This is a genomic window from Acinetobacter sp. YH12236 (genome assembly GCF_013417645.1).
GTDB lineage: Bacteria > Pseudomonadota > Gammaproteobacteria > Pseudomonadales > Moraxellaceae > Acinetobacter.
The window spans coordinates 53,805-68,640 of the sequence record NZ_VPDM01000009.1 but is presented as its reverse complement, the minus strand read 5'-3'; the positions used below and the strand labels follow the sequence as shown (position 1 = coordinate 68,640).

Below are 14,836 nucleotides of genomic sequence, written 5' to 3'. Positions count from 1 at the left end.
AATTATAGGTGGATTATTATTCGATTATATAAAAAACCCACTCTAGTGAGTGGGTTTTCGCATTCAAATCAAATGATCCAAGAAATTAGTTTTTCTCTTTATCAACGATTTTGTTTGCTTGGATCCAAGGCATCATCGCACGCAGTTTAGCACCAGTTTGTTCAATACCGTGTGCAGCGTTTTGACGACGACGAGCAGTCATAGATGGGTAGTTCAACGCACCTTCTTGGATGAACATCTTCGCATATTCGCCAGATTGGATACGTTTAAGCGCATTACGCATCGCTTCACGAGACTGTTCGTTGATTACTTCAACGCCAGTCACGTATTCGCCGTATTCAGCATTATTAGATACTGAGTAGTTCATGTCAGCGATACCGCCTTCGAACATCAAGTCAACGATTAATTTAAGTTCGTGTAGACATTCGAAGTAAGCCATTTCTGGCGCATAACCAGCTTCAACCAGAGTTTCGAAGCCCATTTTAACCAGTTCAACAGCACCACCACAAAGAACCGCTTGCTCACCGAACAGGTCAGTTTCAGTTTCTTCACGGAAAGAAGTTTCGATGATACCAGTACGGCCGCCGCCTACGCCTGAAGCGTAAGAAAGCGCAACGTTACGTGCATTACCAGAAGCATCTTGGTGGATCGCGATTAAGTCAGGAACACCTGAACCACGTTGGTATTCAGAACGTACAGTGTGACCAGGAGCTTTAGGCGCAACCATGATTACGTCTAGGTCTTTACGTGGAACAACTTGGTTGTAAAGAACAGAGAAACCGTGAGCAAATGCAAGAGTCGCGCCTTCTTTGATGTTTGGCTCGATCACGTCGCGGTAAAGTTGAGCTTGGAACTCATCTGGAGTCAAGATCATGACTACGTCAGCTTGAGCTACAGCAGCAGGAACTTCAGCAACTTTAAGACCAGCGTTTTCAGCTTTTTTCCAAGAAGTAGAATTCGCGCGTAGACCAACAGTTACGTCAACGCCAGAATCTTTAAGGTTAAGCGCGTGTGCGTGACCTTGTGAACCATAACCAATGATTGCTACTTTCTTAGATTGGATAATAGATAAGTCGCAGTCTTTATCGTAAAAAATTTGCATTGCTGTCTCCGCTTAAATGCTTGTGTGTCCGTTTCATCAGGCAATGATCCTTGATCACATTGCCTGAAGCCCCCTTCTTATTAGAATGAGGAAATAATTTAAAAAATTTAGATGGTTAGTACTTTTTCGCCGCGTGCGATACCTGATACGCCTGAACGCACCACTTCCAAAATCGTGTTTTCTGCTAATGCATCAATAAAACCGTCGATTTTTTCAGTCGTACCCGCGATTTGAATCGTGTAAGTTGTTGGTGTTACGTCAACCACCTGACCACGAAAAATATCAGTCGTACGTTTGATTTCATCACGGGTTGCACCTAAAGCTTTCACTTTGATCAGCATCAACTCACGTTCAATGTGTGCACCTTCAGACAGATCCACCACTTTAACCACTTCTACCAGCTTGTTCAGCTGTTTAGTGATCTGTTCGATCTTGTGATCATCACCATAAGTCGTCAAAGTCAGACGTGAAAGTGTTGGGTCTTCAGTTGGCGCAACGTTCAATGTTTCAATGTTGTAGCCGCGTTGTGAGAATAAACCCACCAAGCGAGAAAGCGCGCCTGCTTCGTTTTCTACGAGTACAGAGATAATATGTCTCATTTCGTGCGCTCCCCTTTTGCTAACCACATATCCTGCATCGATTGACCCGCAACTAGCATTGGATATACGTGTTCTGTACGGTCAACCATTACGTTAATAAATACACACTTATCATTGATTGCCATCGCTTCTTCAAGCTTAGACTCAAGCTCGTCCGCATGGTCAATCTGAATACCTACATGACCATAAGCTTCCATCAATTTTGCAAAGTCAGGTAAAGACTCTACATAAGAGCTAGAGTGACGGCCTTCGTAGTTCATGTCCTGCCACTGTTTCACCATACCCAAGGCACGGTTGTTCAGGCACAGGATTTTCACGTTCAAGCCATATTGCTTACAGGTAGAAAGTTCCTGGATACACATCTGAATCGATGCTTCACCAGTAATACAAACTACTTGCTGATCCGGGAATGCAAGCTTAGCCGCCATTGCATATGGCAGACCAACACCCATCGTACCTAGACCACCAGAGTTGATCCATTGACGAGGACGCTTATAGCGATAGTGCAACGCGCCGAACATCTGGTGCTGACCAACGTCAGACGTGATGATCGCTTCGCCATTGGTGACTTTGTCTAGAGCACGAACCACTTGCTGTGGCTTCATAGAACCATCAGTCGGTACATCGAACTTCAAGCCATGAACCTGACGCCATTCATCAATCTGTTTCCACCATGCCGCAATCGCTTCAGGATTTGGCTTGGACACATTCATTTGCTTCAACTGGTTCAGCATTTCGTTCAGCACAGGTTCTACTGCACCCACGATTGGAATGTGCGCCATGATGGTTTTAGAAATGGTCGCCGGATCGATGTCAATGTGAATGACTTTGGCATTCGGACAGAATTTCGCCGGGTTATTGGTTACACGGTCATCAAAACGCGCGCCTACACACAGAATTACGTCTGCATTGTGCATGGTCATGTTTGCTTCGTAAGTTCCGTGCATACCCAACATGCCGATGAACTGTGGATCATCGCCTGGGAATGCGCCAAGACCCATCAGGGTATTCGTAACCGGGTAACCCAATAGATGTGCAAGCTCAGTTAATTGTGCTGAAGCATTGCCCTGAACCACACCACCGCCTGAGTAAATGACTGGGCGTTTCGCATGAATCAGTTCATCAATCGCTTTACGGATTTGACCTGAGTGACCACGATATGGTGGTTGATACGAACGCATCTTCACTTTTTCAGGATATTCGTAAGCAAATTTCTCTGCCGGGTTGGTTGCATCTTTAGGAATATCAACAACCACTGGACCTGGACGGCCAGATGACGCGATATAGAATGCTTTTTTGATAATTGAAGGAATTTCGCTGGCATGGCGAACCTGGAAGCTGTGCTTCACGATTGGGCGAGAAATACCGACCATATCAGTTTCTTGGAACGCATCCTCACCGATCAAATGGCTTGCAACCTGACCAGACAGGATCACCATTGGAATGGAGTCCATATAAGCCGTTGCAATTGGAGTAACGGTATTGGTCGCGCCTGGGCCAGAAGTGACCAGCACAACACCAGTTTTACCTGTTACGCGTGAGTAAGCATCCGCCATGTGACCGGCAGCTTGTTCGTGACGTACGAGGTAATGATTAATTTTGTCTTGTTGAAATAGCGCATCATAAATATGCAGTACTGCGCCGCCTGGATATCCAAAAACATGTTCAACGCCTTCATCCGCTAATGCGCGAACGAGCATTTCACCACCAGATAGAAGTTCCAACGTGATTCACCCTATATTATTCACTGCACAAATGGGAGGCATTTGCAGTGTTCATTCATTAACTGTCTGCACTGTTATAGCACATAAATTTCATAGTTTTCAAAGCAATAGGAATAAAAAATCCGATCTACCTGCTGTTCGAGCAATACAAGATCTAAAACATGTTGGGGTAAACATATTTTGTTCGCTTTGTTCAATTTTTCGGCTAGAAAAATTGCCCATTGCATGACATGACACTTATTCGAAGGGTGATCGATCTAAGGCATATAAAACTATTGCTGCATTCTTGTGTTTTCAGCCTTTAAAGTCAAGTTTAAAAAACAGGCTATTATTGTTTATACGTCTAAAATTTGCTGCTTTTACAGGCAATTTCGACTTTAACTCTGGTTTTTAGCTTTAAAATTCTAATTTAAATTAATAAATTTCATATACTTAAAACTTTAATTTTATAAATTTTTAATATGTCTTATATAAAAAAATTGAATGAATTTTTAAGAAATTCAATGCAACTGTTTATAAATAAATTTCTTTTTATATAAAATTACTCTTTTTTAGCATTAGCTTGAAACATAAGACCGCTATTGATCACAAAATTAATTGAATTAAAAATCATCTTATGGCAAAAAATTCTCTACAATAACAACTCTATTTAACCGCTTGAAATTTTCAGGACTTTTACTCATGAAAAGATCTTTCCTGACCGCATTAAGTTTTGCCACTACGTTTGTTTTAGGTGTAGCAAGCAGCTCTGCTTTAGCGATTGAATATTATAAATGGGTCGATGCCAAAGGCGTGACTCACTACACTAAAACCCCGCCTCCTAAAAATGCCAAGCACAAAAGCAAAGTAGAAACCTATGGCTGGAACAATTCCGCGCCTACCCCAGCAAGAACAACCGAAAATGAGAACCAGACCGAAACGGGTAACTCAAACTCATCTGCACCTGTGCCTGTCGTTTCTGAAAATGAGCAGCAACAGCGTGAAGCCAATGAAGCTTTACAACGTGGTCAGTCTGAGCGTGTAGCCTTCTAATCATACTCGTCTGCCAATTTAGATTTTTCCTGCAGAATCCCGTACGCAAAATTCACTTTTAGGTGCATTTTGCGCTATGCTGTGCCTCATAATTTTTTAACCGTTCTCTTGTATTACGTATATGACTACTCACATTGACTCAGAATATCAAGCCAGTGCGATTGAGCCTCAAGTCCAGCAGGACTGGGAATCTCGCAAAGCCTTTAAAGTTGCCGACACTGTAGAAGGTCCACGTCGTTATATCCTCTCGATGTTCCCTTACCCAAGTGGCAAACTGCATATGGGTCATGTGCGTAACTATACCATTGGTGACGTGATTAGCCGTTTCCACCGTTTAAAAGGTGAAACAGTGCTTCAACCTATGGGCTGGGACGCTTTTGGTCTTCCTGCGGAAAACGCAGCAATTGCACACCAGGTCGCTCCTGCAAAATGGACTTTCGAAAATATTGATTACATGCGTAATCAGTTGAAGAAACTTGGCCTGTCTGTAGATTGGGATCGTGAATTTGCCACCTGCACACCAGAATACTATCGCTGGGAACAATGGCTATTCGTTCAGCTTTATAAAAAAGGCCTGATCTACCGTAAACTTTCTACAGTCAACTGGGACCCAGTAGACCAAACAGTTCTTGCCAATGAACAGGTTGAAAATGGTCGCGGCTGGCGTTCAGGTGCATTGGTTGAAAAACGTGATATTCCAATGTACTACTTCCGCATCACTGATTATGCGCAAGAATTACTGGACGATCTTGAAACGCTGAAAGACGGCTGGCCACAACAAGTCCTGACTATGCAACGCAACTGGATTGGTCGCTCACAAGGTATGGAAATCACCTTCCCTTCAGCGAATCCGGAAGTCTATGCAGACGGTTTAACTGTCTTCACTACGCGTGCCGATACATTAATGGGTGTGACCTATGTTGCAGTTGCAGCAGAACATCCAATGGCGCTTAAAGCAGCAGAAAACAACCCTGAACTGCAAGCGTTCATTGAAGAATGCCGTATGGGTTCTGTGGCAGAAGCAGATCTTGCGACTGCCGAGAAAAAAGGCATGGCAACAGGTCTTTCTGTAAAACACCCTGTCACAGGTGAAGAAGTTCCTGTCTGGATCGCAAACTACGTACTGATGTCTTACGGTTCAGGTGCGGTGATGGCAGTGCCTTCACACGATGAACGTGACTTCGAATTTGCCAACAAATATGGCTTAACCATCAAGCAAGTCATTGATGCCAAAGGTGCAGAAGATACAGATTTTGATGCAACTCAATGGCAAGAATGGTACGGCTCTAAAGACGGTAAACTGGTTAATTCAGGCGAATTTGACGGTTTAGACTTCCAAGGCGCATTTGATGCCTTCCTTGCAAAATTAGAACCACAAGGTCTTGCGAACGTTAAAGTTCAATTCCGTCTACGTGACTGGGGTGTATCTCGTCAGCGTTATTGGGGTTGTCCAATTCCAATGATCAACTGTGACAAATGTGGTCAAGTGCCAGTGCCTGAAGATCAACTGCCTGTGGTACTTCCAACTGATGTTGTGCCAGACGGTTCAGGTAACCCGCTGAACAAGATGCCTGAATTCTACGAAACCACTTGTCCTTGCTGTGGTGGCGATGCACGTCGTGAAACAGATACCCTGGATACCTTCGTAGAATCATCTTGGTACTATGCACGTTATGCATCTCCAGACTTTACTGATGGCATGGTAAAACCTGAAGCAGGTCAAACTTGGCTTCCTGTAAACCAATACATCGGTGGTGTTGAACACGCGATTCTGCACTTGCTCTATGCACGTTTCTTCCACAAATTGATGCGTGACGAAGGCGTGGTACAAGGTAACGAGCCGTTCACTAACTTGCTCACTCAAGGTATGGTGCTTGCGGATACTTATTACCGCGAATCTGAATCAGGCAAGAAAACCTGGTTTAACCCTGCCGACATCGAACTTGAACGCGATGAAAAAGGCCGTATCACTTCTGCGAAATACAAAGGTGATGGTCAAGAAGTCACTGTTGGCGGTCAGGAAAAAATGTCGAAATCGAAAAACAACGGTATCGACCCGCAAGCGATTATTGACCAATACGGCGCAGACACTGCACGTGTGTTCATGATGTTCGCAGCCCCACCTGATCAATCACTTGAATGGTCTGATGCCGGTGTTGAAGGTGCAAACCGCTTCCTGAAACGTGTATGGCGTTTGGCAACCGGTTTCCTTGAAAAAGGTAATACCGCGACTGAGTTTAATAAAGCGAAACTCTCTACAGCTGCGCAAGATTTACGCCGTAAGACTCACGAAACCATCCAGAAAGTGGGTGATGATATCGAACGTCGTCATGCATTCAACACTGCCATTGCAGCGATGATGGAACTATTAAATGCGAACAACAAATTTGAAGCGAAAGATGATAATGACGTTGCTGTAGCTCGTGAATCGATCACTACGCTTCTTACATTGCTTGCTCCATTTGCACCGCACTTAAGCCAGACTTTATTGGCTCAGTTTGGAATCGAGTTAACTCAAGCACAGTTCCCACAAGTGGATGAATCTGCATTGACTCGTAATACCCAAACGATTGTGGTTCAAGTGAACGGTAAGCTTCGTGGCAAACTTGAAGTGTCTGTGGATGCATCGAAAGATGACATTCTTGCTCAAGCCAAAGCATTGCCAGAAGTTCAGCAATTCTTGACTGGTCCAACCAAGAAAGAAATTGTGGTGCCAAATAAACTTGTAAACCTTGTTGTTTAAATAAATTTAGAGAAATCCCTCCCACCCTCCCTTTAATAAAGGGAGGAGCTGCGCTTCCTAGAAGCACTACACATTGTGGAAAGTCCCCCTTTGAAAAAGGGGGACTTAGGGGGATTAAATTTAGCAAGTAAAACAATTCCAAACAAAGCCCGTTGCCAGCCAACGGGCTTTGACTTTACAATCCGGTTCAGGATTTCAAATATTTCCCTGAGGGAAAAAGAGGATACTCATGCATTTAGGCAAACGTTTAGCAGAAATTGTTTTAACTTGTGGTCTAAGTGCAGGCCTCGTTGGCTGTGGCTTTCATTTAAAAGGAACCAATCCGAGTTCCGCACCTGTAGCTTACTCAGTCATGAGTCTGGCCTTACCTGACAATACTGAAGATCTTCAGGAAAAACTGGCTGTTTACCTGGGTGCTGCTGGAGTACAGCTGAGTAATGCACCTGATGCTTATGTCTTACGTGTCCTAGATTACACCCCTCGCCGTTTAGAATTGAATGGCAAACTGGTGGAAACCTTATTGCGTCTGAATGTGACTTTCCGAATCGAAGATGCACAAGGCAATCCGGTGACTGAACCTCGTACGGTAATTGCGACCCGTACCTATCAATATGATATTGAAACCGTGAATACGGATGACCAGGAACAAAAATTCTTAAATCAGGTCCTGATTGATGATGTGGCCCAGCAGATTGCCCGTCAAATTTCATCGAATCGTTTGCCATTGGCAAAACCAGAAACTTCGACTCAACCAGCCCAATAAGATGACCCAATGAAACTTGACTACCTCCAGGCATTAAAACGTGTCAATGAAGCTCGCGGTGCCTGGGTGTTGCATGGTCAGGAGCCTTTGCTGGAACAGAATCTGGTAGATGCCTTTCGTAGCAGCTGGCAAAGCCGTGAAGTTGAACGCCAGCGTTATGATATTAGCTCTGCCTCTGACTGGAAAAATGTCTTCAATGCTTTAAACAGCCTGTCATTATTTTCTAGCCAACTGGCAATTGAAGTGCATGGCAATATCAAACCGGATGCCAGTGGTCTCAAACTATTAAAAAGCTATCTGCAACAGGACAGTGACAACCTGCTGTTGGTGGTCATGCCGAAGCAAGATGCCAGCAGCCTGAAATCCAGCTTTTTCCAGACCATTGATGCCAATGGCGTAAATGTATCGCTAGTGGCCAACTACCCAAAAGATCGTCAACAGATCCTCGGAATTGAAGCGGAAAAACTAGGAATTAAGCTGGCCAATGACGCCTGGCAATGGCTAGAGCAGCATCATGAGCACAATTTGCTGGCAGCCAAAAATAGCCTGATGCGCGTCGCAGATACCTTTGCTGAAGTAGATATTATCCAGATTGACCATCTATATGCCTGCTTGCAGGATCAGTCCCGTTACAGCACCTATGATCTGAGTGATGCCTTGCTCAATGGGAATTTGGCACAATCAATTAAGATCTTTCAGTATCTGATTGCCTCAGGTGAACCGATGAGCCTGATTTTGTGGAGTATCAGCAAAGAAATGCGTCTATTGATGCAATTATTTGAACAGCCACAAAATGCCTTACAAATCGGTATCTGGAAGACTAAAGTGAGCTTATATCAGCAAGCCTTGCGTCGTTTAAGTCCACAGCGCTTTTTAAGCTGGCCTCAGCTTTTGATCCGGATCGATGCTGCAATCAAAGGGATGTCCAGAGAGAACCCTGAACATCTGATCTTGCAGGCCATTGCTGAAATGTGCGGTCAAAGCTTGTTTGCATCCTCGAGTGCCTAACTAAAGAAACTCGCGAACCAGCCTTTGCCTTTTTTCTTCTCCTGCGTTCGCAGGTAGCTCAGCATATTGTCCCGTACTGCTTCTACATAATCCTGATCATCGTGCTGAATATGGTTGATGAGCCATTTGGACAGAAGACGATATAAATCTTTTTCAATGGACTGACCTTGCTCAAACTTCAGACGATAATCATTTAATTTTTTGACAAATAATTCATGTATGCCGCGATGTGAAGGCAAATATTGATAACTCACCTGTTCCAGCAGGTTTTCTTCAAAGCTGAAATGTGACTGGGTATAGTCAATTAAATCGTCTAAAACCTCCCTGATTTTATCGCGATCTCCGGTACTTTTGACCTGCTCTAAGGCATTTATATAGTCCAGAATCTGGCGATGTTGATGATCAATCACCTCAATCCCAATATTGTAACTTTCATTCCATTCCATCTATGAACCTCATTAATTTTCTTAGTAAAGTCGTATTATTTTCCGCTCATTAAATGAGCATATTCTCTTAATGAATAAACCCATATTTTTTTTATGGAATTAGATATTACAAACTTTATTTGTTTAAATCTATATGTAAAACATAGATTTTTTAAATTTTAATAGAACACATCATTCGAAAAATTAGATTAAAAAATAAAAGAGGTTGGCTTTAGCGCAGAATTATTTTTACAACAAATATCATTAAAAACTTCCATGATATTGAGCAGCACTATGGCGTATTTTTATCAGCAATTTAGTGGCCAAGTTTTTGCATGCAGTCTATCTGAGAAGTACTTTATACTCCCATGAAGATTTAATTGATTCATCATATGATCAATATTTTTTGGATAGCTAAATCGTATAAAATTTCACCTAAAAAAGATGATTCCAATATGAGTAGGTCAATGAATCCTTTATATAAAATCAGGTTTTATCTTATATGCTTTTTTAAACCAGGCAGTGGAAAATAGTTCTCATTTTAAATAAAAAAAATTCACGTTTTATCCTAATTTCGCTTTTATAATCAACTGTTATCCTACGACCCGAATCTGAATCCATATGCCAAAAATAAAACCTACGAAACTCATTATGGCGATTGTAATTGCCATCCTGATGGCAGTCACTGCCTGGTATTTTCTGAAACCAAAAGAGCAGCAGCCACAATACATTACAGCTGAAGTGACCCAAGGGGATATTGAAAATTCGGTACTGGCAACTGGTGTACTTGAAGCCACCAAAATGGTCAGTGTCGGTGCCCAGGTTTCGGGTCAGGTTAAAAAAATGTATGTGCAACTCGGCGATCAGGTCAAACAAGGCCAGTTAATTGCCCGAATTGACTCTGTTCGTCAGGAAAATGATTTAAAGACTGCTGAAGCCAGCATTAAAAACCAGATGGCACAGCTTGCCGTGAAACAGGCCAACCTTGCCAAGGTGGAAGCCGAGTATAAGCGTCAGCAAGCCATGTATGCCCAAGATGCAACCTCGCGTTCAGAACTGGAATCTGCATTAGCCAGCTACAAAACCGCTCAGGCAGATATTACTGCGATTAATGCACAGATCGAACAGTCACGTTTAACTTTAGCCACTGCGAAAGAAGATCTCGGTTATACCCAAATTGTGGCACCCATGGATGGAACCATCGTAGCGATCGTGACTGAAGAAGGTCAGACTGTAAACGCCAATCAAAGTGCACCAACGATTGTGAAACTGGCGCAGCTGGATACCATGACGATTAAGGCTGAAATTTCTGAAGCCGATGTCATGAAAGTTCAGGAAGGCCAGACAGTGTATTTCACTACTTTAGGGAATACTGACAAGAAAATTTACGCGAAACTTCGTCAGGTTGAACCTGCACCAAATTCAATTAATACCGAAACCAATACTTCAAGCTCGACTTCAGGCTCTGCAGTGTATTACAACGCCCTGTTTGATGTACCGAATGAAGATGGCAAGCTGCGCATTGATATGACGGCGCAAGTCTATATTGTTCTTGATGAAGCACGTAATGTACTGACTGTTCCAGCGGCTGCCATTCAAGGTTCAAACCGTCCACAACGTCCGAATCGTGGTGAAGGCTCTCGCGGCGCCGGTGACCCATCTGCACGTGGCGAAGGTCAGGATCAAGCCCGTGGCGATAGTAAACGTCCGGCAGGTGACCGTCCTCCTCGCTTAGAACTTTCTGATGCTGAACGTGCCCTGATTGAACAAGGCAAAGCTCAGCGTGCCATGGTTCGTGTATTGCAGGCAGACGGTACAGCAAAACCAACCCCTGTCCTGATTGGTCTGAATAACCGTGTTACTGCACAAGTGATCAAAGGCTTGAAACGTGGTGATCAAGTTGTGATTGCAGATGGCTCTGATACTTCTAATGACGGTGCTAAACGTGGCGGCAGTGGCCGCGGTCCTGGTGGCGCCGGCCCAATGAGAATGTAAGCATGAATCAACAACAGCAACCTCTACTCGAGGTCAAAAATCTGGTTCGTGAATTCCCTGCGGGTGAAAGCACGGTCCAGATTCTCAAAGGGGTCAATCTGGAGATTTATCCGGGCGAACTGGTCGCTATTGTCGGTCAGTCCGGTTCCGGTAAATCCACCCTGATGAATATTCTCGGCTGTCTGGATAAGCCGACCAAGGGCAGCTATAAAGTTAAAGGCCGTGAAACCCGCGAACTTGAAGCTGATGAACTAGCGCAGTTACGTCGTGAATATTTCGGCTTTATTTTCCAGCGTTATCATCTGCTCAGTGATTTAAGTGCGGCAGGTAACGTCGAAGTTCCTGCAATTTATGCCGGTGCAGATTCAGATACCCGTCACGAACGTGCTGTCAAATTACTGACTGATTTGGGCTTGGGTGAAAAAACCCAGAACCGTCCGAGTCAATTGTCTGGTGGTCAGCAGCAGCGTGTTTCGATTGCCCGTGCCCTGATGAATGGCGGTGACGTGATTCTTGCCGACGAACCAACCGGTGCACTCGACAAGAATAGCGGTATTGAAGTGATGCGGATTCTGCGTGAGCTGAATGCCAAAGGTCATACCATTATTCTGGTCACACATGATCATAACGTGGCAAAAAATGCGACGCGTATTATCGAGATTTCAGACGGGAATATTATTTCAGATAAACCGAATGTGCCTGAAGTTGATGATGGTTTCGAGAAAGAAAATCTGGTTCGAAATGAACAGAAGAAAATCTCGAGCTGGCGTTCCGCGGTAGACCGTCTCGGTGAAGCTTTCCGTATGGCTTTATTGGCCATGAATGCACACCGGATGCGGACCTTCCTGACCATGCTCGGCATCATTATCGGGATCGCGTCGGTGGTCTCGGTCGTTGCGCTCGGTAACGGTTCACAAAAGCAGATTCTGGAGAATATCAGCAGTCTTGGTACTAATACCATTACCGTGTTCCAGGGCCGGGGCTTCGGGGATAATTCACGTTCCTCCCAATCCAAGACGCTAATTCCCGCTGATGCCGATGCACTGGCAGAACAGCCTTATGTGGATGGGGTCAGCCCATCAGTTAACAGCAGTGTCACCGGACGCTTCAAAGAGATTGAAGCATCAACTACCGTCAACGGCGTCAGTGAAGACTTCTTCTATGTCAAAGGTATGACCTTTAAATCAGGTCAGCCATTTGATAAGGAAAGTATCACTGAGCAGGCACAGGATGTGGTGATTGATACCAACACCCAAAATACTTTCTTTGCGGATGGCACCAATCCTGTCGGTCAGGTACTGCTCTTAGGCAGTGTACCGAGCCGGGTGATTGGCGTCATTGATGCGCAAAAAGGCATGATGGGAAATAATGATAGCCTGAATGTCTATCTGCCCTACTCTACGGTCATGAGCCGTATGCTGGGTCAACCGAATGTACGTCAGATCATTGTGCGTATTAAGGATGAATATCCGAGTGCAGCTGCTGAAAATGCCATTTTGAATTTACTGGTCCAACGTCACGGCGCGCAGGATGTATTTACGCAAAACTCCGACAGTATTCGTGAAACCATTCAAGAAACTACTCAGACCATGACGCTTCTGGTTTCGGCTATCGCCGTCATTTCCCTAGTGGTCGGTGGTATTGGTGTGATGAACATTATGCTGGTTTCCGTGACTGAACGTACTCAGGAAATCGGGGTACGGATGGCGGTCGGTGCGCGCCAAAGTGACATTCTGCAGCAATTCCTGATTGAAGCTGTTCTGGTTTGTATTCTGGGCGGTATTTTAGGCGTATTGCTGTCACTCGGTATCGGTCAGCTGATTACCCATTTTGCTGGAGGAACCTTCCAGATGGCATACTCGACCACATCAATTGTCGCGGCCTTTGTCTGCTCAAGCCTGATCGGTATTGTGTTCGGCTTTATCCCGGCACGTAATGCAGCCCGTTTGAATCCAGTCGATGCACTTTCTCGAGAATAAGGAATCTGATATGCATACTCTTACCAAACTTGCCAGTGCCCTGATTCTAGGGAGTTCATTGGTTGGCTGTGCGGCCGTAGTGAAAACGCCGTATGAACAGCCTGCTGTACAGGTGCCTAACAACTTTCAAAACAGTACAGCTGTAAGCCAGCAAATCTATGCTGATATTCTGGCAGATCAATGGTGGACTCTATTTAAAGATCCCCAATTGAATAGTCTGGTAAATGACGTACTGGCAGCCAATAGTGATCTGGCCGTGGCCGGGATTAATTTGCAGCAAGCCCGTATTCAGGCCAGACAAACACAAAGCCAGCAAGGTGTACGTATCAGTGATGCGGGGTTAACCACGCGTAGAAGCTTTGATCTGGAAGATGGCAGCAGTTCATCCGGCTTTGGGGTTAATTTCCCTGGCTTAAGCTATGAACTGGATCTGTTCGGTAAACTGGCCAACCAGACTGAAGCAGCGCGTTGGGAAGCGCTGGCATCTGAAGAAGATCTACAGGCGACTGCACAAAGTCTGATTGGTACGACTGCTCAACTGTACTGGCAGCTGGGTTATCTAAATGAACGTTATAGCGTGGTTCAACAAAACCTGGCGACTGCACAGCGTACCTATGATCTGGTCAATGTCCAGTATCGTGCCGGTGCTGTGTCTGGTTTGGATTTAACTCAGGCTGAACAGGCGATCCAAAGCCAGCAAGCGACCTTAAGTCAGATTGAGCAGCAACGTGTGGAAACACGTACGGCGCTGGCAGTACTCATGAATATGCCTGTGCAACAGCTTTCGATTCAGGAACCGAAACGTTTACCGAATATTGCTTTACCGTCGATTGAAGCTGGCTTGCCTGCTAGCCTTCTCTCCCGCCGTCCTGACTTGAGAGCTACTGAATTGCGTTTGCGTAAAGCCTTGGCCAACAAGGATGCCAATAAAGCCAGTTATTATCCTTCGATCAGCCTGACTGGCAGCCTAAGTACCGGCGTGGGCACCAGTTCATCATTGTCAGATGCACTTAAAAATCCGGTGGCGACCTTAGGTGCTGGACTCAGCCTGCCATTCCTGCAATGGAATGACATGAAGCGTGATTTGCAGGTGAATGAACTGGAATATGAAAAAGCGATTATCCAGTATCGTCAGACCATGTATGAAGCTTTTGCCGATGTAGAGAATGCCTTGTCTAATCGTACTGAACTCACCAAACAGGTTGCGTTACAACAGCGTAACGTTGAACTGGCTGAACGTACTGAACGTTTGACCGAAGTGCGTTATCGTAATGGTGCAGTAGCATTGAAAAATCTGCTGGATGCACAGGAAACTACGCGGAATGCCCGTCTGTCTTTGGTGCAAACCCGACAAAGCCAATACAATGCTTATGTGACCCTGATGCAAGCTTTGGGTGGTAGCCCGATCAAACAACTACCTTAAGCAATATATTTGACTCAAAAAAGACCGCTGTTAGTCAGCGGTT

Annotated in this window: 11 protein-coding genes; 7 read left to right on the top strand and 4 right to left on the bottom strand. The window is 44.7% G+C overall.

What is annotated here, in order from left to right; all coding sequences use genetic code 11:
• Positions 1–85: 85 nt before the first annotated feature.
• The 3 genes from ilvC to FTV14_RS05820 form a co-directional block, all read right to left on the bottom strand.
• The gene (gene ilvC / locus FTV14_RS05830; protein WP_005232140.1) at positions 86–1,102 is read right to left on the bottom strand and encodes a ketol-acid reductoisomerase; all 1,017 of its coding nucleotides are present in this window, start codon (positions 1,100–1,102) and stop codon (positions 86–88) included.
• 107 nt (positions 1,103–1,209) lie between these two features.
• A complete protein-coding gene (gene ilvN, locus FTV14_RS05825; RefSeq protein ID WP_004782091.1) occupies positions 1,210–1,701 on the bottom strand; it encodes an acetolactate synthase small subunit in 492 nt (163 codons plus the stop codon).
• Positions 1,698–3,425, bottom strand: a complete 1,728-nt coding sequence (locus FTV14_RS05820) for an acetolactate synthase 3 large subunit (RefSeq protein ID WP_004782089.1) — start codon at positions 3,423–3,425, stop codon at positions 1,698–1,700. The genes ilvN and FTV14_RS05820 overlap by 4 nt, the downstream gene beginning before the upstream one ends.
• 681 nt (positions 3,426–4,106) lie before the next feature.
• On the opposite strand from FTV14_RS05820, the gene FTV14_RS05815 reads away from it, so the two are divergent.
• The 4 genes from FTV14_RS05815 to holA all read left to right on the top strand — a co-directional run bounded on the left by FTV14_RS05815 (position 4,107) and on the right by holA (position 8,971).
• Entirely contained in the window at positions 4,107–4,457 is a 351-nt protein-coding gene (locus FTV14_RS05815) for a DUF4124 domain-containing protein (RefSeq protein ID WP_180025124.1), read from the top strand.
• 121 nt (positions 4,458–4,578) lie between these two features.
• Complete coding sequence (gene leuS, locus FTV14_RS05810) at positions 4,579–7,200, top strand: leucine--tRNA ligase (RefSeq protein ID WP_180053521.1); 2,622 nt, start codon at positions 4,579–4,581, stop codon at positions 7,198–7,200.
• 229 nt (positions 7,201–7,429) lie between these two features.
• Positions 7,430–7,963: a hypothetical protein gene (locus FTV14_RS05805; RefSeq protein ID WP_180010862.1), complete on the top strand. Its 534-nt coding sequence runs from the start codon at positions 7,430–7,432 to the stop codon at positions 7,961–7,963.
• A 9-nt stretch (positions 7,964–7,972) separates the two neighbouring features.
• Complete coding sequence (gene holA / locus FTV14_RS05800; protein WP_180002366.1) at positions 7,973–8,971, top strand: DNA polymerase III subunit delta; 999 nt, start codon at positions 7,973–7,975, stop codon at positions 8,969–8,971.
• Here the strand turns inward: holA and FTV14_RS05795 are convergent.
• On the bottom strand, positions 8,968–9,417 hold the full coding sequence (locus FTV14_RS05795; RefSeq protein ID WP_180053520.1) for a bacteriohemerythrin: 450 nt from the start codon (positions 9,415–9,417) through the stop codon (positions 8,968–8,970). The two genes, holA and FTV14_RS05795, sit on opposite strands and share 4 nt — an antisense overlap.
• 600 nt (positions 9,418–10,017) lie before the next feature.
• On the opposite strand from FTV14_RS05795, the gene FTV14_RS05790 reads away from it, so the two are divergent.
• The 3 genes from FTV14_RS05790 to FTV14_RS05780 are packed head-to-tail and all read left to right on the top strand — an operon-like array spanning position 10,018 to position 14,793.
• Entirely contained in the window at positions 10,018–11,391 is a 1,374-nt protein-coding gene (locus FTV14_RS05790) for a MacA family efflux pump subunit (RefSeq protein ID WP_180053519.1), read from the top strand.
• A gap of 2 nt (positions 11,392–11,393) precedes the next feature.
• Positions 11,394–13,370: a MacB family efflux pump subunit gene (locus tag FTV14_RS05785; RefSeq protein ID WP_180053518.1), complete on the top strand. Its 1,977-nt coding sequence runs from the start codon at positions 11,394–11,396 to the stop codon at positions 13,368–13,370.
• Between the two features lie 10 nt (positions 13,371–13,380).
• Entirely contained in the window at positions 13,381–14,793 is a 1,413-nt protein-coding gene (locus tag FTV14_RS05780; protein ID WP_180053517.1) for an efflux transporter outer membrane subunit, read from the top strand.
• Positions 14,794–14,836: the final 43 nt, after the last annotated feature.

Excerpts from the sequence above, each read along its gene's own strand:
- FTV14_RS05805 (WP_180010862.1), top strand. The coding sequence starts at position 7,430 with ATGCATTTAGGCAAACGTTTAGCAGAAATTGTTTTAACTTGTGGTCTA.
- FTV14_RS05815 (WP_180025124.1), top strand. The coding sequence starts at position 4,107 with ATGAAAAGATCTTTCCTGACCGCATTAAGTTTTGCCACTACGTTTGTT.
- FTV14_RS05795 (WP_180053520.1), bottom strand. The coding sequence starts at position 9,417 with ATGGAATGGAATGAAAGTTACAATATTGGGATTGAGGTGATTGATCAT.
- leuS (WP_180053521.1), top strand. The coding sequence starts at position 4,579 with ATGACTACTCACATTGACTCAGAATATCAAGCCAGTGCGATTGAGCCT.
- ilvN (WP_004782091.1), bottom strand. The coding sequence starts at position 1,701 with ATGAGACATATTATCTCTGTACTCGTAGAAAACGAAGCAGGCGCGCTT.
- FTV14_RS05790 (WP_180053519.1), top strand. The coding sequence starts at position 10,018 with ATGCCAAAAATAAAACCTACGAAACTCATTATGGCGATTGTAATTGCC.
- holA (WP_180002366.1), top strand. The coding sequence starts at position 7,973 with ATGAAACTTGACTACCTCCAGGCATTAAAACGTGTCAATGAAGCTCGC.
- ilvC (WP_005232140.1), bottom strand. The coding sequence starts at position 1,102 with ATGCAAATTTTTTACGATAAAGACTGCGACTTATCTATTATCCAATCT.
- FTV14_RS05785 (WP_180053518.1), top strand. The coding sequence starts at position 11,394 with ATGAATCAACAACAGCAACCTCTACTCGAGGTCAAAAATCTGGTTCGT.
- FTV14_RS05780 (WP_180053517.1), top strand. The coding sequence starts at position 13,381 with ATGCATACTCTTACCAAACTTGCCAGTGCCCTGATTCTAGGGAGTTCA.